This is a genomic window from Trinickia sp. (assembly GCF_051953405.1).
Classification (GTDB): domain Bacteria; phylum Pseudomonadota; class Gammaproteobacteria; order Burkholderiales; family Burkholderiaceae; genus Trinickia.
Genome location: NZ_JBQCIV010000047.1, coordinates 1 through 19,653, shown reverse-complemented (window position 1 = coordinate 19,653; position 19,653 = coordinate 1). Strand labels below are relative to the sequence as shown.

The window sequence follows — 19,653 nt, the reverse complement described above, 5'->3', positions numbered from 1 at the left end:
CCCACCGACCGAAAACCGCGCAGGCGCTTAAGAAAACCAGCGGTGATTCACCGCCACGCTTCATTTTGGGGCCACCGCGCGTTTCGCCGCTGGGGTGTGTCGGGGCCCGCTGGAGGAGTAAAAGGCCGTTCGACGGAAGCGGGCCCCGACACCCCAGCGGCTATGACCACTGCCGCCAATAAGCAGGCACCTGCAGCAGAAGATCCGCCGACGCCTGCACTTGCGCGAGTGCGTGCGTAAGCTATCAAAGGTTAACGGCCTGACAATGGGACTCCGGGGGGCATCTTTCTCTCCCGTCACCTCATCTCACCAAAACCGGTCGCGCTCGGGTTCGTGCATCGGGTCGGGCGTTTTTTGCGTCAAGCGCAAGATGCCCTGCGGGTCGAAATAGAAGTTGTACATCTGATACCAGACGTTCGCTTCAAGATAGCGATAAGTCCATACTTCGCGCTTCATCAACGGAAAGTACGACGTCTCCACGGGTCGGCCGAAATTGACCAGGACGTCCTGCTTCGTCCATGTCCCGATCTGGGCCTTGTAGAACTCGTTATCCTGCAGCACTTGGCGAACGGTCAGCACCTTGCCCGACGCGTCGACATCGGCTGCCGTCGTGACTTCGCCCATCGGCTGCGTGGGCCACATCAGCCGCCTGCCGCCGTTGGGTAAATCGTAGATCTCGCGCGGCGGTCCGAGACGCGCGATCACCGCCGATTGATCCTGACCGGCCGTAAAGCCTTGCCACGGCTGGGCGCAGCCCGCGAGCGCGCAAGCGGCGGCGCAGGCGAGGGCGGCGGAAAGACGTTTGACCATGAATGCCTCCGATGACTCCACGAGCGGCGTTTTATCACGGGCCCGCCCGGTTTGGACAGGGGCAGACGGCAAAGATTTACACAAGCCCGTCGCGGCCGCTTGCGAGCGGGCGCCCTCGCGGCCTAATATCCGCGCATTTCAATCGCGGCAAGGAACGAACGATGATGGGTAAATGGGCAAGCTGGACGAAATGGGCGGCGATAGCGGGTGCCATGTGCGCGCTCGCGGCGGCGGCGGCTGGCGCGAGCGAGGCGCCGGCGCGTGCGCCGATCCGGCTCGCGCTGATCGAGGGCATGTCGGGACCGTTCGCGGACGCCGGTGCGGCCGTCGAGCGCAATGTGCGTTTTGCCATCGAGCGCGTCAATGCGCGCGGCGGCGTGACGCTGCCCGACGGCGCGCACCCGCTCGAACTCGTCGTGCTCGACAGCCAGGGCAGCGTCGAGCAGGCACTCGTGCAGTTGCGTGCCGCGGCGGACCGCCACATCCCGTTCATCTTGCAGGGCAACGGTTCGGCCGTCGCCGCCGCGCTCGTCTCGGCGATCGACAAGCAAAACGCCCGCGAACCCGAGAACCGCGAGCTATTCCTGAACTACTCGGCCGACGATCCCGCGCTCACGGGCGCATCGTGCAGCTTCTGGCATTTCCGTTTCGATGCGCATGCCGGCATGCGGATGAACGCGCTTGCCGACGTGATCGCGCGCGATCGGTCGGTCAAACGTGTGTACTTGCTGAACCAGGACTACAGCTTCGGGCACGACGTCAGTTCGCTTGCGCGGACCGCGCTGGCGGCGAAGCGTCCCGATATCGCCATCGTCGGCGACGAATTCCATCCGATCGGCCGCGTCAAGGATTTCACGCCCTACATCGTCAAGCTGCGGGCAAGCGGCGCCGACGCGGTCGTGACGGGCAACTGGGGCAACGATCTGGCGCTGCTCGTGAAGGCGGCCCGGGAGCAGGGCTTCGCCGGCAAGTTCTATACGTTCTACGGCAATAGCCTCGATGCGCCGGCCGCGATCGGCGAGGCGGGCGTCAAGCGCGTCGTGGCCGTGGCCGACTGGCACCCCAATGCGGGCACGGCCGCACCCGCTAACGAGCGTTTGCCGCATGCCGACGCTTCGGCTTCCGATGCGTTCTACTCGGCGTTCCGGGCCCGGTTCCCGGCCGCGCGCGACGACTACGCGCTGGCGCGCATCGACGTCATGGTCGACATGCTTGCCGGCGCCATTGCGCGGGCCCGCGGCACCGATGCCATCGCTGTCGCCAAGGCGCTCGAAGGGGCGAAATACGACAACGGCTTCGATCGGGCATGGATGCGGGCCGACGATCACCAATTGATCCAACCCCTTTATGCGATCGAGATGGATAAGGTGGGGACGCCTGGGGTGCGTGTCGACAACGAGGGCTCGGGCTACGGTTTCCGCACGGTGTTGGCCTTGCCGCCCGAGCGCACCGAGATGCCGAGCGAGTGCCGGATGAAGCGCCCGTAGGGGTGGGAAGCGGGGAGCGCATCGTCCCCGTCTCGCGGCTCTCGGTTGTGCTACAATGCGCACTTCGTTGTCACCCACGGCACGGCCTTTCTTCCGTGACCGCCTGTTTGTTTTAAAGGAAATCAAATGTCTGTTGCTGATATCAAGAAGTCTGACATCGTCGCGCAATTCGCACGTGGCACGAACGACACGGGCTCGCCCGAAGTTCAAGTTGCGCTGCTCACGTCGCGCATCAACGAATTGACCTCGCACTTCAAGTCGCACACGAAGGATCACCACAGCCGCCGCGGTCTGCTGCGCATGGTGAGCCGTCGTCGTAAGCTGCTCGACTACCTGAAGGGCAAGGATGCCGACCGTTACCGTTCGCTGATCGAGAAGCTGGGTCTGCGCAAGTAATTGGCGGTAGCCGCGTTATGCAAGATGCCTGTGTCAGTCGCTGATGCAGGCATTTGTTTTTGCGGCAGCACTTGGCGCTTTAGCGCCTAGTGCTGCCTCACGCAGAGCGCGTCGACAGCACTTGCGCTTTAGCGCTTAGTGCTGTCCCGCGTGGAGCGTCGTTGGTTGCACTTAGTGCTTCAGCACTTAGTGCAAGCTTCGCAGGGCGTAGGCAGAACTTGGGATCTCAGCACCGGGATCTGATCCCAGGCAGAGTGTCTCCGGCGGTACTCAACGCGGTTCAAGCAGTAAGCTCCGCCCTGTTCAACCAAGCACCAAACGGCACGGCCCATGCTTGCCGTGGCACAACAAAACGTACCAAGCTCGCACGCGCATCGTTCGCACGTTGCGGGCCGCTTCAAAGCAGTCGGCAAAGGCGGGCAGAGCTTTGTGTCATTCCAGCGCGGCGAGACGGCCGCACGAATCGCCGAGCGCCGGCGCTGGAATGGCATAACACTCCTCTTCCCGCAGGTGCGCCGGCTGTCGGCGCCGCCCGTCGTCGTTTCGTGATCGCGGCGGCGATCCCACACAGATGAGAAGACAGAAGGAGTGATACATGTCCATGTTCAATAAGATCGTCAAAGAATTCAAATGGGGACAACATACCGTTCGTCTCGAAACCGGTGAAGTCGCGCGCCAAGCGTCGGGCGCCGTCATCGTCGACGTGGAAGACACCGTCGTGCTGGCCACGGTGGTCGGTGCGAAGTCGGCCAAGCCGGGCCAGGATTTCTTCCCGCTCACCGTCGACTACATCGAGAAGACCTATTCGGCCGGCAAGATCCCGGGCGGCTTCTTCCGCCGCGAAGGCCGTCCCTCCGAGCACGAAACGCTGACGTCGCGCCTGATCGATCGTCCGCTGCGCCCGCTGTTCCCCGAAGGCTTCTACAACGAAGTCCAAGTCGTCATTCACGTGCTGTCGATCAACCCGGAAGTGCCGGCCGATATCCCCGCGCTGATCGGCGCGTCCGCTGCCCTCGCCATCTCGGGTCTGCCGTTCAACGGCCCCGTCGGCGCCGCGCGTGTCGCGTACATCAACAACGAATACGTGCTGAACCCCACGCGTACGCAGCAAAAGGAATCGCGCTTGGATCTCGTCGTTGCGGGTACCGAGCGGGCTGTGCTGATGGTCGAATCGGAAGCCGATCAGTTGCCGGAAGACGTCATGCTGGGCGCGGTGGTGTTCGGCCATGAGCAGATGCAAACGGCCATCGATGCGATTCACGAACTCGTGCGCGAAGGCGGCAAGCCCGAATGGGATTGGCAAGCCGCGCCGAAGGACGAAGCGCTGATCGCACGCGTGACCGAGATCGCGCACGGCGAACTCGCAGCGGCCTACCAGCTGCGCAACAAGCAGCAGCGTTCGACCAAGCTGAAGGAAATCTACGCCGCGACGAACGCGAAGCTCGACGAACAAGCGTTGGCCGCGGGCCACATGCCGGTCGACAAGACCGCCGTGGGCAACATCTTGTTCGATATCGAAGCGAAGATCGTCCGCAGCCAGATCCTGAACGGCGAACCGCGTATCGACGGCCGCGACACGCGCACCGTGCGCCCGATCGAAATCCGTACGGGCGTGCTGCCGCGTACGCACGGCTCGGCGCTGTTCACGCGCGGCGAAACGCAAGCCCTCGTCGTGGCGACGCTCGGCACGAAGGGCGACGAGCAGATCATCGACGCGCTCGAAGGCGAATACCGCGAGCGTTTCATGCTCCACTACAACATGCCCCCGTTTGCCACGGGCGAAACGGGGCGGGTGGGTACGCCCAAGCGTCGTGAAATCGGCCACGGCCGTCTGGCCAAGCGCGCGCTCGTCGCTTGCTTGCCGAGCGCCGAAGAGTTCGGTTACTCGATCCGCGTCGTGTCGGAAATCACCGAGTCGAACGGTTCGTCGTCGATGGCGTCGGTGTGCGGCGGCTGCCTCGCGCTGATGGATGCCGGCGTGCCGATGAAGGCGCACGTCGCGGGTATCGCGATGGGCCTGATCCTCGAGGGCAACAAGTTCGCCGTGCTGACCGACATTCTGGGCGACGAAGATCACCTCGGCGACATGGACTTCAAGGTGGCCGGCACGGCTGAAGGCGTGACGGCGCTGCAGATGGACATCAAGATCCAAGGGATCACGAAGGAAATCATGCAGGTCGCGCTCGCTCAGGCGAAGGAAGGCCGCATGCACATCCTCGGCAAGATGACCGCGGCTGTGTCCGGCGCGAGCACGGAGCTGTCGGCATTCGCGCCGCGCATGATCACGATCAAGATCAACCCGGAGAAGATCCGCGACGTGATCGGCAAGGGCGGCTCGGTGATCCGCGCGCTGACGGAAGAAACGGGTACGACGATCGACATCTCCGACGATGGCGTAGTGACGATCGCGAGCACGAGCAGCGAAGGCATGGCCGAAGCCAAGCGCCGCATCGAGAACATCACGGCCGAGATCGAAGTGGGCCAGGTGTACGAAGGCACGGTGCTCAAGCTGCTCGAGTTCGGCGCGATCGTGAATATCCTGCCGGGCAAGGACGGTCTGCTGCACATTTCCGAGATCGCCAACGAGCGCATCAAGGACATCAAGGATTACTTGAGCGAAGGCCAGCAGGTGAAGGTCAAGGTCATCCAAACGGATGAAAAGGGCCGGGTGCGTCTGTCGGCGAAGGCGCTGCTGAACGACGGCGGCGCGGGCGCCGCTCCGTCGGAGCCGACGCCGCAGTAATTGCGTCATCGTTTGTGAAAACGGCCGGCCGCCTTCCAAGCGCGCCGGCCGTTTTTTCTTCAGAATGGCGTCCATCCGCGACTGCCTCGGAGGCGATGTGAAAGCGATCGAAATTACGGAGTTCGGCGGGCCCGACGTGCTGGCGCTCGCCGAACGGCCCGACCCGGTGCCCGGCCCAGGCGAAGTGTTGGTCAAGGTGGCGGCATCGGGCGTCAATCGTCCCGACGTGTTCCAGCGCAAGGGCACTTACGCGCCCCCGCCGGGCGTGTCCGATGTGCCGGGGCTCGAGATTTCGGGCGAGATCGTCGGCGGCCATCTCGACGACAAGCACAACCCCTTCGGCCTCAAGGTGGGCGATCGCGTTTGCGCGTTGCTCGCCGGCGGCGGGTATGCCCAGTATGCGAGCGTGCCGCTTGCCCAGTGCTTGCCGGTGCCGAGGGGGCTGACCGATATCGAGGCTGCATCGCTGCCGGAAACGTTTTTCACCGTCTGGAGCAACGTGTTCGACCGCGGGCTGCTCGGCGCGGGCGAGGGCGGGGCGAACGAGACGTTGCTCGTCCAGGGCGGCTCGAGCGGGATCGGCGTCGCCGCGATCCAGATCGCGCACGCGCTCGGCTTTCGCGTGTTCGCCACGGCAGGGACGGCGGACAAGTGCAAGGCTTGCGAGGCGCTAGGCGCCGAACGGGCGATCGACTACAAAACCGAGGATTTCGTCGAAGTCGTCAAATCGTTGACGAACGACCGTGGTGTCGACGTCATTCTCGATATGGTTGCGGGCGGCTACGTGCCGCGCGAGCTGTCCGCGCTCGCCGACGGCGGACGGCTCGTCATCATCGCGCTGCTCGGTGGCGCGAAGGCCGAACTCAGTCTGGCCGAAGTGCTGCGTCGGCGTTTAACCGTGACGGGCTCGACGCTGCGTCCGCGTTCGATCGAATTTAAGGCGAGGATCGCGGCGCAGCTTAAGGAGCGCATTTGGCCGCTGATCGAGGCGGGGCGCGTCAAGCCGATCGTCTATCGCGTCTTGGCCGCGCACGAGGCGAGCGTGGCGCACGCGCTGATGGAAAGCGGCGAGCACATCGGCAAGATCGTTCTGGATTGGAGCGGTACATACGCGTCCGCGTCCGAGTAGAGGGGGGGCGGCGCCCCATCTCGGATGGTTTCGTCCGATCTAACGAGTGCTGAGGGGCGGCTTTTTTTTCGCGCCGTTCCCGGGCTCGGCATGAACGGTGCCATGACCTCATGCGCTGCACATATGACGGCGCCCTCCCTTCATCCGCATATCGTGCTTTGGTCTTCCGCGCGTACGCACTATTACTGGTTACGGTGCGATCTTTCATAGCGCTTTCAATTCGTCGAAAGATCGTCGGCACGAGTGTTATGTCGCGGCGAAAATCGTTACGGCCGCGGCAATTCTTCCGCTGCAACCCAAACATCCAGCCATCGGCGTCATCACGCCGTTGCCATGCCGGCGGGGCGTTCGGCACAGCGAACCATTGCATCATGGAGGGGCATCATGTCTCGCAAATACATCGATTGCCGGGAGTTCCCGAGCGAAATGAACTGCACCGTGGCCCTCGCGGCGGACAGCGAGAGCGAGTTGATCGAGGCGGCGGTCCAGCATGCCGTCTCGGTGCACCGTCATGCCGATTCGCCGGAGTTGCGCGCGCAGCTCAAAACGCTATTTCACGACGGCACCCCGCCCGTCGAGTCGCCCCGTGGGACGTAAGCGTGTAATACATAAGGATGCACCCATCCCCTGGCCGCCAAATACGCAGCTACGAGGCCCGTGCCGGCGGCCGGTATGATCCCGGCGGGCCCACTACGCCCGCCGAAACCAGCGGCGCAGCGCCGTGCGACCGGCCGCTGCGCTTGCGGTTTGACCGTCCCCGCCCAAGCACAGTAAAATTGAGCGTTTTGCGTGCGCCTTCTTGCCGAAGGTATCCGCGGCTGGCTTTTACGGAATTTTGCGGCCGGGTTCCGAGGCGGGTGCTGATCGAGTGCGTGCCGAGGCGGCACGGCAACCCGCGTTGCTGTGCAAGGCCGCGGGCGGACATAACACACGGGCGAGACAGATGGCAGAACAGCGAGTGAAGTGGGTGGTCGGCAATTGGAAGATGCATGGGCGCCTCGCAGAAAATGCGGCGCTTTTGCAAGCCGTCGCCGAAGGCGCGGCTGCGATGGCCGATACGATCCGCATCGGTGTCTGTGTGCCGACACCGTATCTCGCTCAGGCGCAAGCGGTGCTTTCGGGTAAGTCGGTCGCTTGGGGCGTGCAGGATATTTCCACCTACACGCATGGTGCCTATACCGGTGAAGTCGCGGCCGAAATGGCCTGCGAATTCGGTGCGACACTTGCGATCGTCGGTCATTCCGAGCGGCGCGCCTATCACGCCGAACACTCGGAACTCGTCGCAGCCAAGGCGCGTCGTGCGCTCGAGGCGGGGCTAACACCGATCGTCTGCATCGGCGAAACGCTCGATGAGCGCGAGGCGGGGGCGACGGAGGCGGTCGTCGGGGCGCAGCTCGATGCGGTGCTCGATTTGCTATCGGTGCAAGAGGCGGCGCGCATCGTCATTGCCTACGAGCCCGTATGGGCGATCGGCACGGGGCGAAGCGCCACGGCCGAGCAGGCGCAGGAAGTCCATGCGTTCCTGCGTGCGCGCCTGGTGCAAAAGCATGCGTCGCTCGCGCGCGTGCCGTTGCTGTATGGCGGCAGCGTGAAGCCCGACAACGCACTGTCGCTGTTTGGCCAGGCGGACATCGATGGCGGCCTGATCGGCGGCGCGTCGTTGAAGAGTCAAGATTTCCTCGCGATTTGCGCGGCGGAGAAGACGGCGAGCCAAGCTCGTTGATCCCTTCGGGTGCAATCGCGGAGCGGTGTCCGGTGGCGGTCGAAACGCGCCGGATGCTCAAACCCTACATTAGGTGAGTCAGATGCTGTATTTGAAAACGTTGATCATCGTCGTGCAGTTGCTGTCGGCACTGGGCATCATCGGCCTTGTGCTGCTGCAGCATGGCAAGGGCGCCGACATGGGCGCGGCATTCGGTAGCGGGGCCTCGGGCAGTCTTTTCGGCGCCACCGGTTCCGCCAATTTCTTGTCCCGTGCCACGGCGATCCTCGCAACGATCTTCTTCGTCACGACGCTGGCTCTCACGTATATCGGCTCGTACAAGTCCCGGCCGTCGGCGGGGGTGCTGAGTTCGGTGGTCGCGCCGGCAGCCTCGAGCGCAGCCGCTTCGGCGCCTGTCGCGTCGGCGCCGGCGGTCGCGCCCGCCCCCGCCAGCAGCGCGGTGCCGAAGTAAGAAATTTCGCATAAAGTTGCATTTGTGCGTTGAACAATTCTTGGAAGCACGTTAGAATTTAAGTCTTGAAGCGATTCGCGGGTTTCAATGAATTGTCCCGGATTGCAGACAGTGCCGACGTGGTGAAATTGGTAGACACGCTATCTTGAGGGGGTAGTGGCGAAAGCTGTGCGAGTTCGAGTCTCGCCGTCGGCACCAAAGTTATCCAATGCCAGCCGCTTGCTTCGCTTCGGCTGGCATTGTCACTTCTGGAGTCATGCTTACGTCTTCCATGCGGTGTACCTTGCGAAGCGTGTGGATGATCGAAGTGAATTTCTGTAGGGATGGGACCGATCCCTACGGTACTCAGAACCAACCGAAAGAGGATAGTCTTGAACCTCGCAGCCTACTTCCCCGTATTGCTCTTCCTCCTTGTGGGCGCCGGTTTAGGCATTGCACTTGTCGGCATCGGCAAGATCCTCGCCCCCAGTCGTCCCGACAGTCAAAAGAATTCCCCGTACGAGTGCGGCTTCGAAGCGTTCGAAGACGCGCGCATGAAGTTCGATGTGCGCTACTACCTCGTTGCAATCCTTTTCATCATCTTCGATCTCGAAACCGCGTTCCTGTTTCCGTGGGGCGTTGCCCTGCGCGATATCGGCTGGCCGGGCTTCCTGGCGATGATGGTTTTCCTCGTCGAACTGCTGCTCGGCTTCGCCTACATCTGGCGCAAGGGCGGTCTCGATTGGGAGTGATGGGTTAATCGCCGGTTTCTTGCGGGCGGTGATGAGTTCGCCGTCCCGTCTGGAGTGCAAAGCAAATGAGTATCGAAGGGGTCTTGAAGGAAGGGTTCGTCACCACGACGGCCGACAAACTGATCAACTGGACGCGCACGGGTTCGCTGTGGCCGATGACATTCGGTCTCGCCTGCTGTGCGGTCGAGATGATGCACGCGGGCGCGGCTCGCTACGACCTCGACCGGTTCGGGGTCGTGTTCCGTCCTAGCCCGCGTCAGTCCGACGTGATGATCGTGGCCGGCACGCTGTGCAACAAGATGGCGCCCGCGCTGCGCAAGGTCTACGACCAAATGGCCGAACCCCGCTGGGTGATTTCCATGGGTTCGTGCGCCAACGGCGGCGGCTACTACCACTATTCGTACTCGGTCGTGCGCGGCTGCGATCGCATCGTGCCGGTCGACGTCTACGTGCCCGGCTGTCCGCCGACGGCGGAAGCGCTGGTCTACGGCGTGATCCAGCTGCAGGCGAAGATCCGCCGCACCAACACTATCGCCCGTCAATAAGCGCAAGCTTTCCCAATTTATGGCAAGCAAACTCGAGACCCTCAAAGCGAACCTCGAGGCGGCCTTTGGCGGCCGTCTGACGAGCATCACCGAATCGGTCGGCGAACTCACGATCGTCGTGAAGGCGGCGGATTCGCTCGAAGTCGCCAAGCGCCTGCGCGACGATCGCACGCTCGGCTTCGAGCAGCTGATCGATCTGGCCGGCGTCGACTATCAATCGTACGGCGAAGGTGCCTACGACGGCCCGCGTTTCGCCGCCGTCTCGCATCTGCTGTCGGTGTCGAACAATTGGCGTTTGCGCCTGCGCGTGTTCGCCCCCGACGACGACATGCCGATCGTGCCGTCGCTCGTCGAAATCTGGAATTCGGCCAACTGGTACGAGCGCGAAGCGTTCGACCTGTACGGCATCGTGTTCGAAGGCCACCCCGATCTGCGCCGCATCCTGACCGATTACGGTTTCATCGGTCACCCGTTCCGCAAGGATTTCCCGGTATCGGGCTATGTCGAAATGCGCTACGACCCGGAAGAAAAGCGCGTCGTCTACCAGCCGGTGACGATCGAGCCGCGCGAAATCACGCCGCGCGTGATTCGCGAGGATCGCTACGGCGGTCTGAAACACTAAGAGGTCGCCATGGCAGAGATCAAGAACTACACGCTCAACTTCGGCCCGCAGCACCCGGCAGCGCACGGCGTGCTGCGCCTCGTGCTCGAACTGGACGGCGAAGTGATCCAGCGCGCCGATCCGCATATCGGCCTGTTGCATCGCGCGACGGAAAAGCTCGCCGAGAGCAAGACCTACATTCAATCCGTGCCGTACATGGATCGTCTCGACTACGTGTCGATGATGGTCAACGAGCACGGCTACGTGCTCGCGATCGAAAAGCTGCTCGGCATCGACGTGCCGATCCGTGCGAAGTACATTCGCGTGCTGTTCGACGAAATCACGCGCGTGCTGAACCACTTGATGTGGATCGGCGCGCACGCGCTCGACGTCGGCGCGATGGCGGTGTTCCTCTACGCGTTCCGCGAACGCGAGGATTTGATGGACGTCTACGAGGCGGTATCGGGCGCGCGGATGCACGCGGCTTACTATCGTCCGGGCGGCGTCTACCGCGATCTGCCCGACGCGATGCCGCAATACAAGGCGTCGAAGATCCGCAACGCGAAGGCGCTCGAGCGCATGAACGAAGCGCGCCAAGGCTCGCTGCTCGACTTCATCGACGATTTCTTCACGCGCTTCCCGGGTTGCGTCGACGAATACGAAACGCTGCTCACCGACAACCGGATTTGGAAGCAGCGCTTGGTGGGTATCGGCGTCGTGAGCCCGGAGCGTGCGTTCCAGCTCGGCCTGACGGGCCCGATGCTGCGCGGCTCGGGTATCGAGTGGGATTTGCGCAAGAAGCAGCCGTACGAGGTGTACGATCAGCTCGATTTCGACATCCCGGTCGGTGTCAACGGCGATTGCTACGACCGTTATCTCGTGCGCGTGGAAGAAATGCGCCAGTCGGTGCGGATCGCCAAGCAATGTATCGAGTGGCTGCGCAAGAATCCGGGGCCGGTGATGACCGATAACCACAAGGTCGCACCGCCCTCGCGCGTGGGCATGAAGTCGAACATGGAAGAGCTGATTCACCACTTCAAGCTCTTCACGGAAGGGTTTCACGTGCCCGAAGGCGAGGCGTACGCCGCGGTCGAGCATCCGAAAGGCGAATTCGGCATCTATCTGGTGTCGGACGGCGCGAACAAGCCGTATCGCCTCAAGATTCGCGCGCCCGGCTATGCGCACCTGGCCGCGCTCGACGAAATGGCACGCGGCCACATGATCGCGGACGCCGTGACCATCATCGGTACGCAGGACATCGTGTTCGGCGAAATCGACCGGTAAGCGCCGCACGGCGCAGGGGCATTGGGGGCGGACACTACGCTCCCGGTTGCCCGGTGCGCCGGGTCTGCCGCGACGAACAAAAGGCGGCGGGTTTTCGTACGGTAGGAATTGAAAGAGTTCGTGTTCTCAAAATGATCTCAGCTGAAGGCCTGAAAGAAATCGATCGCGCGGTGGCGAAGTATCCCGCCGATCAGAAACAGTCCGCCGTGATGTCGGCCTTGGCCGTGGCTCAGGAAGAGCACGGCTGGCTGTCGCCCGAACTGATGCAGTTCGTGGCCGACTATCTCGGCATGCCGGCTGTCGCCGTGCAGGAAGTGGCCACGTTCTACACGATGTACGAGACGTCGCCCGTCGGCAAGCACAAGATCACGCTCTGCACGAACTTGCCGTGCCAGCTCGGACCGCATGGCGGCGCCGAGGCCACGGCCGACTATTTGAAACAAAAGCTCGGCATCGACTTCGGCGAAACGACGCCCGACGGCAAGTTCACGCTCAAGGAAGGCGAGTGCTTCGGCTCGTGCGGCGACGCACCGGTGCTGCTCGTGAACAACCATCGCATGTGCAGCTTCATGAGCCGCGAGAAGATCGACGCTTTGCTCGAGGAGCTTTCGAAATGACGTCTTTGCACGACCGTCACATCAAACCCCTGATTCTCGCCGGCCTGAACGGCGAGAACTGGCATCTCGAAGATTACGTGGCACGCGGCGGCTACAAGCAGCTGCGCCGTATCCTCGAAGAGAAGATCCCGCCCGAGCAGGTCATTGCCGATGTGAAAGCGTCGGGCTTGCGCGGCCGTGGGGGCGCAGGCTTCCCGACGGGCTTGAAGTGGAGCTTCATGCCGCGGCAGTTCCCGGGGCAAAAGTACCTCGTTTGCAACTCGGACGAAGGCGAACCGGGCACGTTCAAGGACCGCGACATCCTGCGCTGGAACCCGCATTCCCTCATCGAAGGGATGGCGATCGGCGCGTATGCGATGGGCATCACGGTCGGCTACAACTACATTCACGGCGAGATCTTCGAAGTGTATCGGCGCTTCGAAGAGGCGCTGGACGAGGCCCGTCGCGCCGGTTTGCTCGGCGATAACATCCTCGGTTCGGGCTTCTCGTTCGAGCTGCACGCGCACCACGGTTACGGCGCCTATATTTGCGGCGAAGAAACCGCGTTGCTCGAATCGCTCGAAGGCAAGAAGGGCCAGCCGCGCTTCAAGCCGCCTTTCCCGGCGAGCTTCGGCGTATACGGCAAGCCCACGACGATCAACAACACCGAGACGTTCGCCGCGGTGCCGTTCCTGCTCGAGATCGGGCCGCAGGCCTATCTCGAACTCGGCAAGCCGAACAACGGCGGCACGAAGATCTTCTCGGTATCGGGCGACGTCGAGCGTCCGGGCAACTACGAAGTGCCGCTCGGTACGCCGTTCGCGACCCTCATGGAATTGGCCGGCGGCGTGCGCGGCGGCAAGAAGCTGAAGGCCGTCATTCCGGGCGGCTCGTCGGCACCGGTCGTGCCCGGCGATCTGATGATGCAGACCGATTTGGACTACGATTCGATCGCCAAGGCGGGGTCGATGCTCGGGTCGGGCGCGGTCATCGTCATGGACGAAACGCGTTGCATGGTGCGTTCGTTGCTGCGCCTGTCGTATTTCTACTACGAAGAGTCGTGCGGTCAGTGCACGCCGTGCCGCGAAGGCACGGGCTGGCTGTATCGCGTCGTGAATCGCATCGAGCACGGCGAAGGTCGCAAGGAAGACCTCGACCTGCTGAACTCGGTGGCCGAAAACATCATGGGCCGCACGATTTGCGCGCTCGGCGATGCGGCGGCGATGCCTGTACGCGGCATGCTCAAGCATTACTGGGACGAATTCGAATATCACGTGGAGCACAAGCGTTGCCTCGTTGGCGGCCACGCCGGTGCATCGACCGCCGCGGACGCGGTACTCGCTTAAGGCGCCACGCGAGCCCATCGCTTCATTCCGATCGCCCGCCGAGCGAATCTCGGCGGGCGGTTCAGCGAGCAAAAGATTGAGCGGTAATAGGTTAAGGACCATTCACCATCATGGTTGAACTTGAAATAGACGGGAAGAAGGTCGAGGTGCCCGAGGGCAGCATGGTGATCCAGGCTGCTCACAAGGTCGACACGTACATTCCTCACTTCTGCTATCACAAGAAGCTTTCGATCGCGGCGAACTGCCGCATGTGTCTCGTCGAAGTCGAGAAGATGCCGAAGGCCGTGCCGGCCTGCGCGACACCCGTCTCCGCGGGCATGGTCGTGCGCACGACGTCCGACAAGGCGGTCAAGGCACAGCAATCGGTGATGGAATTCCTGCTGATCAATCACCCGCTCGATTGCCCGATCTGCGACCAAGGCGGCGAATGCCAGTTGCAAGACTTGGCCGTGGGCTACGGCAAGTCGGCCTCGCGCTACCAGGAAGAAAAGCGCGTGGTGTTCCACAAGAACGTGGGGCCGCTGATCTCGATGGAAGAGATGACGCGCTGCATTCACTGCACGCGGTGTGTGCGCTTCGGCCAGGAAGTGGCCGGCGTGATGGAACTCGGCATGCTGGGCCGGGGCGAGCATTCGGAGATCACGACGTTCGTCGGCAAGACGGTCGACTCCGAACTGTCGGGCAACATGATCGATCTGTGCCCCGTCGGCGCGCTCACGAGCAAGCCGTTCCGTTACAGCGCCCGTACGTGGGAACTCTCGCGCCGCAAGTCGGTGAGCCCGCACGATTCCGTCGGTGCCAACCTCGTCGTGCAGAGCAAGAACAACCGCGTCATGCGCGCGCTGCCGCTCGAGAACGAAGCGATCAACGAGTGCTGGATTTCCGATAAGGACCGCTTCTCATACGAAGGCTTGAACAGCGAAGAGCGCCTGACGCAGCCGATGATCAAGCAAGGCGGCCAGTGGGTGGAAACCGACTGGCAGACGGCGCTCGAATACGTCGGCAAGAGCCTGAAGGGCGTCGCGGCCGACCACGGGGCGAATGCACTCGCGATGCTCGGTAGCGCGCACAGCACCGTCGAAGAACTGTTCCTGCTGAAACGACTGGCCCAGGCGATCGGCACGCCGAACGTCGATTTCCGTCTGCGCCAATCCGACTTCTCGTCGGCGAACGCCGGTACGCCGTGGCTCGGTATGCCGCTGGCCGATTTGTCGACGATCGATGCCGCCTTCGTGATCGGCTCGTTCCTGCGCCGCGACCATCCGCTGATGGCCTCGCGTCTGCGCCAAGCCGCACGTAGCGGCGCCAAGCTGCATCTGCTGCACGCCACCGGCGACAACTCGCTGATCCCGACCGCGAAGACGATCGTGGCCGCACCGTCGGCATGGGTCGATACGCTGGCCGGCATCGCGGCCGCGGTCGCACAGGCGCGCGGTGTCGCGCTGCCGGAAGGCGCCGCGGGCGTCGAAGCGACGGCTGCCGCGCAGGAAGTGGCGGCATCGCTCTCGAACGGCGAGCGCCGCGCCGTGCTGATCGGCAATAGCGCTGTTCAACATCCCGAGTTTTCACGTATCCATGCGCTCGCGCAGTGGATCGCCGAGCAAACGGGCGCAACGCTCGGCTTCCTCACGGAAGCCGCGAACACGGTCGGCGCTCACCTCGTCGGCGCGATGCCCGGCGCGCAGGGCCTGGACGCGCGTGCCGCGTTCGACGAGCCGCGCAAGGGTTACGTTCTGCTGAACCTCGAGCCGGAATTCGATACGGCCAACCCCGCACAGGCGCTTGCCGCGCTGGGTCAAGCCGAAACGGTCGTCGTGCTCTCGCCGTTCAAGACGGGGCTCGACTACGCCGATGTCCTGCTGCCGATCGCGCCGTTCACGGAAACGGCCGGTGCGTTCGTCAACGCGCAAGGCACGCTGCAAGCGTTCAACGGCGTCGTGCGTCCGCTGGGCGAAACGCGCCCCGGCTGGAAGGTGCTGCGCGTGCTCGGCAACGTGCTGGGCCTGACCGGCTTCGATTACGACACGGTGGAAGACGTGCGTGCCGCGGCGCTGCCGAACGGCGTCGACGTTGCCCGTTTGAACAACCGCACGGACGCAGCGGTTGCACGCGGTGCGAACTCGAGCGCGAACGGTGCGCTCGAGCGGATCGCCGACGTGGCGATCTATCACGCCGACGCCCTCGTGCGCCGCGCGCCCTCGCTGCATCTGACGGTGGCGGCGCGCACGGCGAACACGATCGGCCTGCCGGCCGCGCTGTTCGACCAGCTCGGATTGAAGGAAGGCGACACGGTGCGTGTACGCCAGGGCGACCGCACGGTCCAAGCCGGCGCAACGCGCGACGCGGCGCTTGCCGAGCGCACGGTGCGCGTCTCGGCGGGCACGCAGCTCGGCGCGGCGCTCGGCGCCTTGTTCGGTGAACTCGTGGTGGAGAAGGCGTAAATGAGCTTGTTCGATACGATCAACGCGGGCGGTGCCCAGGCGCTCGGTGACGCATGGCCCACGGTGTGGGCGCTGGTGCGCATCGTCGTCGTTTCCGTCGCGATTTTGCTGTGCGTGGCGTACCTGATCCTGTGGGAACGCAAGCTCATCGGCTGGATGCACGTGCGTCTCGGGCCGAACCGCGTCGGTCCGGCCGGGTTGCTGCAGCCGATCGCCGACGTGCTGAAGCTGCTGCTCAAGGAAGTGATTCAACCGACCGCGGCCAACCGCTGGCTGTATCTGATCGCGCCGGTCATGACCGTGGTGCCCGCGTTCGCGGTCTGGGCGGTCATCCCGTTCCAAGCCAAGGCGGTGCTGGGCGACATCAACGCCGGTCTGCTCTACGTTATCGCGATTTCGTCGATCGGCGTGTACGGCGTGATTCTCGCGGGCTGGGCGTCGAACTCGAAGTATGCGTTCCTCGGCGCGATGCGCGCCGCGGCGCAGATGGTGTCGTACGAAGTGTCGATGGGATTCGCGCTCGTCGTCGTGCTGATGACCTCGGGTAGCCTGAACCTGTCGGCGATCGTCGGCTCGCAAATGCGCGGCTTCTTCGCGGATCACGGCGTGACGTTCCTCTCGTGGAACTGGCTGCCGCTCTTGCCCGTCTTCGTCGTCTATTTCATCTCGGGCATTGCCGAAACGAACCGCCACCCGTTCGACGTGGTGGAAGGGGAGTCGGAAATCGTGGCCGGCCATATGATCGATTACTCGGGGATGGCGTTCGCGCTGTTCTTCCTCGCCGAGTACATCAACATGATCGTGATCTCGGCGCTGGCGGCGACGCTGTTCCTCGGCGGCTGGAGCGCGCCGTTCGGCTTCCTGTCGTTCATCCCGGGCATCTTCTGGCTGATGCTGAAAGTATTCCTGCTGTTGTCGGTGTTCATCTGGGCCCGTGCGACGTTCCCGCGCTACCGCTATGACCAGATCATGCGTTTGGGCTGGAAGGTGTTCCTGCCCGTGTGCATTCTCTGGGTGGTCGTGGTCGGCTTCTGGATCATGTCGCCGCTGAACATCTGGAAATAAAGGGAAAGGGCGAGCGAAATGAATGCGATTCAAAACTTTTTCAAGACGTTTTTCCTGACCGAACTGCTCAAGGGTCTGGCGCTGACGGGCAAGTACACGTTCAAGCGCAAGTTCACGGTGCAGTTCCCCGAGGAAAAGACGCCGCTGTCCCCGCGCTTTCGCGGCCTGCACGCGCTGCGCCGTTACGAAAACGGCGAAGAGCGCTGCATCGCCTGCAAGCTGTGCGAAGCGGTGTGTCCGGCGCTGGCCATCACGATCGAGTCGGAAGTGCGCGCGGACAACACACGCCGCACGACGCGCTACGACATCGATCTGACCAAGTGCATCTTCTGCGGCTTCTGCGAGGAAAGCTGCCCTGTCGATTCGATCGTCGAAACGAGCATCCTCGAGTATCACGGCGAAAAGCGCGGCGACTTGTACTTCACGAAGGACATGTTGCTGGCGGTGGGCGATCGCTACGAAACGGAAATCGCCGCGGCGAAGGCGGCCGACGCACCGTACCGTTGAAACGCATTTGAAGCATTTGCTCGACGCGTAGTCGAGGTGAGGCGGTGGTTCTGCCACCGCTCGGCAAGCGGCGTGCCGCGCGCCTGCCACCCCGACGCCCGATTGATGAGCTAACGATGAACCGGTAATCATGGAATTCACGACCGTACTGTTTTACATCTTCGCGCTGCTCCTGACGGTGTCGGGCCTGAAGGTGGTCACGTCGCGCAACCCGGTCGGGTCGGCGCTGTTTCTCGTGCTCGCGTTCTTCAACGCGGCGGCGATCTGGATGCTGCTCGAGGCCGAATTCCTCGCGATTCTGCTCGTGCTGCTCTACGTCGGCGCGGTGATGGTGCTCTTCCTGTTCGTCGTGATGATGCTCGACATCAATCTCGACGTGCTGCGTCGCGACTTCAAGCGTTTCGTGCCGACGGCCACGATCGTGGGTGCGATCATCGTCATCGAGACGGCGTTGATCCTCGTGCACGGCTACGGCGGCACGACGGCGCCGGTGCACGACGTGGCAGCGGTCGCGGGCGGCACCGCCGCCTCCATGCCGAATACCTATCTGATCGGCAAGGTGATCTATACGGATTACGTGTTCGCGTTCGAAGTGGCCGGCCTCGTGCTGCTGGTCGCGATCATCGCCGCGATCGCGCTGACCGCGCGCAAGGGCAAGGACAGCAAGCGCCAGCGCGTGTCGGAACAAGTGAAGGTGCGCGCGAAGGATCGCGTGCGCATCGTGAAGATGCCGGCCGAGCGTTCGACGTTGCCGGCCACCGCCGAAGGCGCGCCGGGTGAGCCGAACGCCAATGCCGGCGCAGGCGCAGTCGGCGCCAACCGTTGAGCGTCGAGGAGAAAAACATGTTGACCCTGGCTCATTACCTCGTCCTCGGCGCGATCCTGTTTGCGATCGGCGTCGTCGGCATTTTCCTGAATCGTCGCAACGTCATCATCATCTTGATGGCGATCGAACTGATCTTGCTCGCGGTGAACACGAACTTCGTCGCGTTCTCGCACTACCTCGGCGACGTGCACGGGCAGATCTTCGTGTTCTTCGTGCTGACGGTCGCGGCAGCGGAAGCGGCGATCGGCCTCGCGATTCTCGTGACTCTGTTCCGTACCCTCGACACGATCAACGTCGAGGATCTCGATCAGCTCAAAGGTTAAATTCAGGCACTGCGGTTATGTCCACGACACTCAATGAAAACCTGCTGCTGGCGATTCCGCTCGCACCGCTCGCCGGCTCGCTGATTGCAGGGCTTGGCGGGAAGGTGGTGGGGCGCAAGGGCAGCCACCGGATCACGATCCTCGGCGTGTTGATCGCCTTCATCTTGTCGGCGATGGTGTTTGCCGACGTCATGCAAGGCGCGAGCTACAACGCGACCGTCTACGAATGGATGAAGGTCGGCTCGCTGAAGTTCGAGATCGGCTTCCTCGTCGATTCGCTCACCGCGATGATGATGTGCGTCGTCACCTTCGTCTCGCTGATGGTGCACATCTACACGATCGGCTACATGGCCGAGGACGACGGCTACGAGCGCTTCTTCTCGTACATCTCGCTGTTCACGTTCTCGATGCTGATGCTCGTCATGAGCAACAACTTCCTGCAGCTGTTCTTCGGCTGGGAAGCGGTGGGTCTCGTGTCGTACCTGCTGATCGGCTTTTACTTCACGCGTGAAAGCGCCATCTACGCGAACATGAAGGCGTTCCTCGTGAACCGCGTGGGCGACTTCGGCTTCTTGCTCGGTATCGGCCTGATCCTGGCCTACGCCGGTTCGATGAACTACGGCGAAGTGTTCGCGAAGCGCGAAGCGCT

20 protein-coding genes and 1 tRNA gene are annotated in these 19,653 nt (G+C 63.0%); 20 read left to right on the top strand and 1 reads right to left on the bottom strand.

What is annotated here, in order from left to right; all coding sequences use genetic code 11:
• Nucleotides 1-306 precede the first annotated feature (306 nt).
• On the bottom strand, nucleotides 307-810 hold the full coding sequence (locus tag ACTHN9_RS07470) for a hypothetical protein (RefSeq protein ID WP_440536123.1): 504 nt from the start codon (nucleotides 808-810) through the stop codon (nucleotides 307-309).
• Between the two features lie 161 nt (nucleotides 811-971).
• Between ACTHN9_RS07470 and ACTHN9_RS07465 the strand changes: the two genes are divergently transcribed.
• From ACTHN9_RS07465 to ACTHN9_RS07370, 20 genes are all read left to right on the top strand, one after another.
• Complete coding sequence (locus ACTHN9_RS07465) at nucleotides 972-2,297, top strand: branched-chain amino acid ABC transporter substrate-binding protein (RefSeq protein WP_440536122.1); 1,326 nt, start codon at nucleotides 972-974, stop codon at nucleotides 2,295-2,297.
• A 126-nt stretch (nucleotides 2,298-2,423) separates the two neighbouring features.
• On the top strand, nucleotides 2,424-2,693 hold the full coding sequence (gene rpsO / locus ACTHN9_RS07460; RefSeq protein ID WP_440536121.1) for a 30S ribosomal protein S15: 270 nt from the start codon (nucleotides 2,424-2,426) through the stop codon (nucleotides 2,691-2,693).
• Nucleotides 2,694-3,288: 595 nt separating this feature from the next.
• Nucleotides 3,289-5,436, top strand: coding sequence for a polyribonucleotide nucleotidyltransferase (gene pnp, locus ACTHN9_RS07455; RefSeq protein ID WP_440536120.1), 2,148 nt, complete (start codon nucleotides 3,289-3,291; stop codon nucleotides 5,434-5,436).
• A gap of 97 nt (nucleotides 5,437-5,533) precedes the next feature.
• Nucleotides 5,534-6,565, top strand: coding sequence for an NAD(P)H-quinone oxidoreductase (locus tag ACTHN9_RS07450; protein WP_440536119.1), 1,032 nt, complete (start codon nucleotides 5,534-5,536; stop codon nucleotides 6,563-6,565).
• 384 nt (nucleotides 6,566-6,949) lie between these two features.
• Nucleotides 6,950-7,162, top strand: coding sequence for a DUF1059 domain-containing protein (locus ACTHN9_RS07445; protein ID WP_440536118.1), 213 nt, complete (start codon nucleotides 6,950-6,952; stop codon nucleotides 7,160-7,162).
• 346 nt (nucleotides 7,163-7,508) lie between these two features.
• Entirely contained in the window at nucleotides 7,509-8,288 is a 780-nt protein-coding gene (gene tpiA / locus ACTHN9_RS07440) for a triose-phosphate isomerase (protein ID WP_440536117.1), read from the top strand.
• Between the two features lie 82 nt (nucleotides 8,289-8,370).
• Nucleotides 8,371-8,739: a preprotein translocase subunit SecG gene (gene secG, locus ACTHN9_RS07435; RefSeq protein WP_440536116.1), complete on the top strand. Its 369-nt coding sequence runs from the start codon at nucleotides 8,371-8,373 to the stop codon at nucleotides 8,737-8,739.
• A gap of 113 nt (nucleotides 8,740-8,852) precedes the next feature.
• Nucleotides 8,853-8,937, top strand: a tRNA-Leu gene (locus ACTHN9_RS07430).
• 173 nt (nucleotides 8,938-9,110) lie between these two features.
• The gene (locus tag ACTHN9_RS07425) at nucleotides 9,111-9,470 is read left to right on the top strand and encodes an NADH-quinone oxidoreductase subunit A (protein WP_440536115.1); all 360 of its coding nucleotides are present in this window, start codon (nucleotides 9,111-9,113) and stop codon (nucleotides 9,468-9,470) included.
• Nucleotides 9,471-9,535: 65 nt separating this feature from the next.
• On the top strand, nucleotides 9,536-10,015 hold the full coding sequence (locus ACTHN9_RS07420; RefSeq protein ID WP_006052903.1) for a NuoB/complex I 20 kDa subunit family protein: 480 nt from the start codon (nucleotides 9,536-9,538) through the stop codon (nucleotides 10,013-10,015).
• Between the two features lie 19 nt (nucleotides 10,016-10,034).
• Nucleotides 10,035-10,637 carry an NADH-quinone oxidoreductase subunit C gene (locus ACTHN9_RS07415; RefSeq protein ID WP_440536114.1) on the top strand — a complete coding sequence of 201 codons (603 nt, stop codon included), beginning with the start codon at nucleotides 10,035-10,037 and terminating at the stop codon, nucleotides 10,635-10,637.
• Between the two features lie 9 nt (nucleotides 10,638-10,646).
• Nucleotides 10,647-11,900 carry an NADH-quinone oxidoreductase subunit D gene (locus ACTHN9_RS07410; RefSeq protein WP_440536113.1) on the top strand — a complete coding sequence of 418 codons (1,254 nt, stop codon included), beginning with the start codon at nucleotides 10,647-10,649 and terminating at the stop codon, nucleotides 11,898-11,900.
• Between the two features lie 131 nt (nucleotides 11,901-12,031).
• Nucleotides 12,032-12,517: an NADH-quinone oxidoreductase subunit NuoE gene (gene nuoE / locus ACTHN9_RS07405; protein WP_277429999.1), complete on the top strand. Its 486-nt coding sequence runs from the start codon at nucleotides 12,032-12,034 to the stop codon at nucleotides 12,515-12,517.
• The gene (nuoF, locus tag ACTHN9_RS07400) at nucleotides 12,514-13,842 is read left to right on the top strand and encodes an NADH-quinone oxidoreductase subunit NuoF (protein WP_440536112.1); all 1,329 of its coding nucleotides are present in this window, start codon (nucleotides 12,514-12,516) and stop codon (nucleotides 13,840-13,842) included. Before nuoE ends, nuoF begins: the two co-directional genes overlap by 4 nt.
• Nucleotides 13,843-13,952: 110 nt before the next feature.
• Nucleotides 13,953-16,283, top strand: coding sequence for an NADH-quinone oxidoreductase subunit NuoG (nuoG, locus tag ACTHN9_RS07395; protein ID WP_440536111.1), 2,331 nt, complete (start codon nucleotides 13,953-13,955; stop codon nucleotides 16,281-16,283).
• Nucleotides 16,284-17,348, top strand: a complete 1,065-nt coding sequence (nuoH, locus tag ACTHN9_RS07390; protein ID WP_440536110.1) for an NADH-quinone oxidoreductase subunit NuoH — start codon at nucleotides 16,284-16,286, stop codon at nucleotides 17,346-17,348.
• Nucleotides 17,349-17,366: 18 nt separating this feature from the next.
• The gene (gene nuoI / locus ACTHN9_RS07385) at nucleotides 17,367-17,855 is read left to right on the top strand and encodes an NADH-quinone oxidoreductase subunit NuoI (RefSeq protein WP_440536109.1); all 489 of its coding nucleotides are present in this window, start codon (nucleotides 17,367-17,369) and stop codon (nucleotides 17,853-17,855) included.
• A 130-nt stretch (nucleotides 17,856-17,985) separates the two neighbouring features.
• A complete protein-coding gene (locus ACTHN9_RS07380) occupies nucleotides 17,986-18,681 on the top strand; it encodes an NADH-quinone oxidoreductase subunit J (protein ID WP_440536108.1) in 696 nt (231 codons plus the stop codon).
• 17 nt (nucleotides 18,682-18,698) lie between these two features.
• Complete coding sequence (gene nuoK / locus ACTHN9_RS07375) at nucleotides 18,699-19,004, top strand: NADH-quinone oxidoreductase subunit NuoK (RefSeq protein ID WP_102646422.1); 306 nt, start codon at nucleotides 18,699-18,701, stop codon at nucleotides 19,002-19,004.
• A gap of 17 nt (nucleotides 19,005-19,021) precedes the next feature.
• Nucleotides 19,022-19,653: proton-conducting transporter transmembrane domain-containing protein (locus ACTHN9_RS07370; RefSeq protein ID WP_440536107.1), on the top strand; the 632-nt coding region annotated here is incomplete at its 3' end.

Coding starts and splice junctions, on each gene's coding strand:
- ACTHN9_RS07470 (WP_440536123.1), bottom strand. CDS start 810: ATGGTCAAACGTCTTTCCGCCGCCCTCGCCTGCGCCGCCGCTTGCGCG.
- ACTHN9_RS07465 (WP_440536122.1), top strand. CDS start 972: ATGATGGGTAAATGGGCAAGCTGGACGAAATGGGCGGCGATAGCGGGT.
- rpsO (WP_440536121.1), top strand. CDS start 2,424: ATGTCTGTTGCTGATATCAAGAAGTCTGACATCGTCGCGCAATTCGCA.
- pnp (WP_440536120.1), top strand. CDS start 3,289: ATGTCCATGTTCAATAAGATCGTCAAAGAATTCAAATGGGGACAACAT.
- ACTHN9_RS07445 (WP_440536118.1), top strand. CDS start 6,950: ATGTCTCGCAAATACATCGATTGCCGGGAGTTCCCGAGCGAAATGAAC.
- tpiA (WP_440536117.1), top strand. CDS start 7,509: ATGGCAGAACAGCGAGTGAAGTGGGTGGTCGGCAATTGGAAGATGCAT.
- secG (WP_440536116.1), top strand. CDS start 8,371: ATGCTGTATTTGAAAACGTTGATCATCGTCGTGCAGTTGCTGTCGGCA.
- ACTHN9_RS07420 (WP_006052903.1), top strand. CDS start 9,536: ATGAGTATCGAAGGGGTCTTGAAGGAAGGGTTCGTCACCACGACGGCC.
- ACTHN9_RS07415 (WP_440536114.1), top strand. CDS start 10,035: ATGGCAAGCAAACTCGAGACCCTCAAAGCGAACCTCGAGGCGGCCTTT.
- ACTHN9_RS07410 (WP_440536113.1), top strand. CDS start 10,647: ATGGCAGAGATCAAGAACTACACGCTCAACTTCGGCCCGCAGCACCCG.
- nuoE (WP_277429999.1), top strand. CDS start 12,032: ATGATCTCAGCTGAAGGCCTGAAAGAAATCGATCGCGCGGTGGCGAAG.
- nuoF (WP_440536112.1), top strand. CDS start 12,514: ATGACGTCTTTGCACGACCGTCACATCAAACCCCTGATTCTCGCCGGC.
- nuoG (WP_440536111.1), top strand. CDS start 13,953: ATGGTTGAACTTGAAATAGACGGGAAGAAGGTCGAGGTGCCCGAGGGC.
- nuoH (WP_440536110.1), top strand. CDS start 16,284: ATGAGCTTGTTCGATACGATCAACGCGGGCGGTGCCCAGGCGCTCGGT.
- nuoI (WP_440536109.1), top strand. CDS start 17,367: ATGAATGCGATTCAAAACTTTTTCAAGACGTTTTTCCTGACCGAACTG.
- ACTHN9_RS07380 (WP_440536108.1), top strand. CDS start 17,986: ATGGAATTCACGACCGTACTGTTTTACATCTTCGCGCTGCTCCTGACG.
- nuoK (WP_102646422.1), top strand. CDS start 18,699: ATGTTGACCCTGGCTCATTACCTCGTCCTCGGCGCGATCCTGTTTGCG.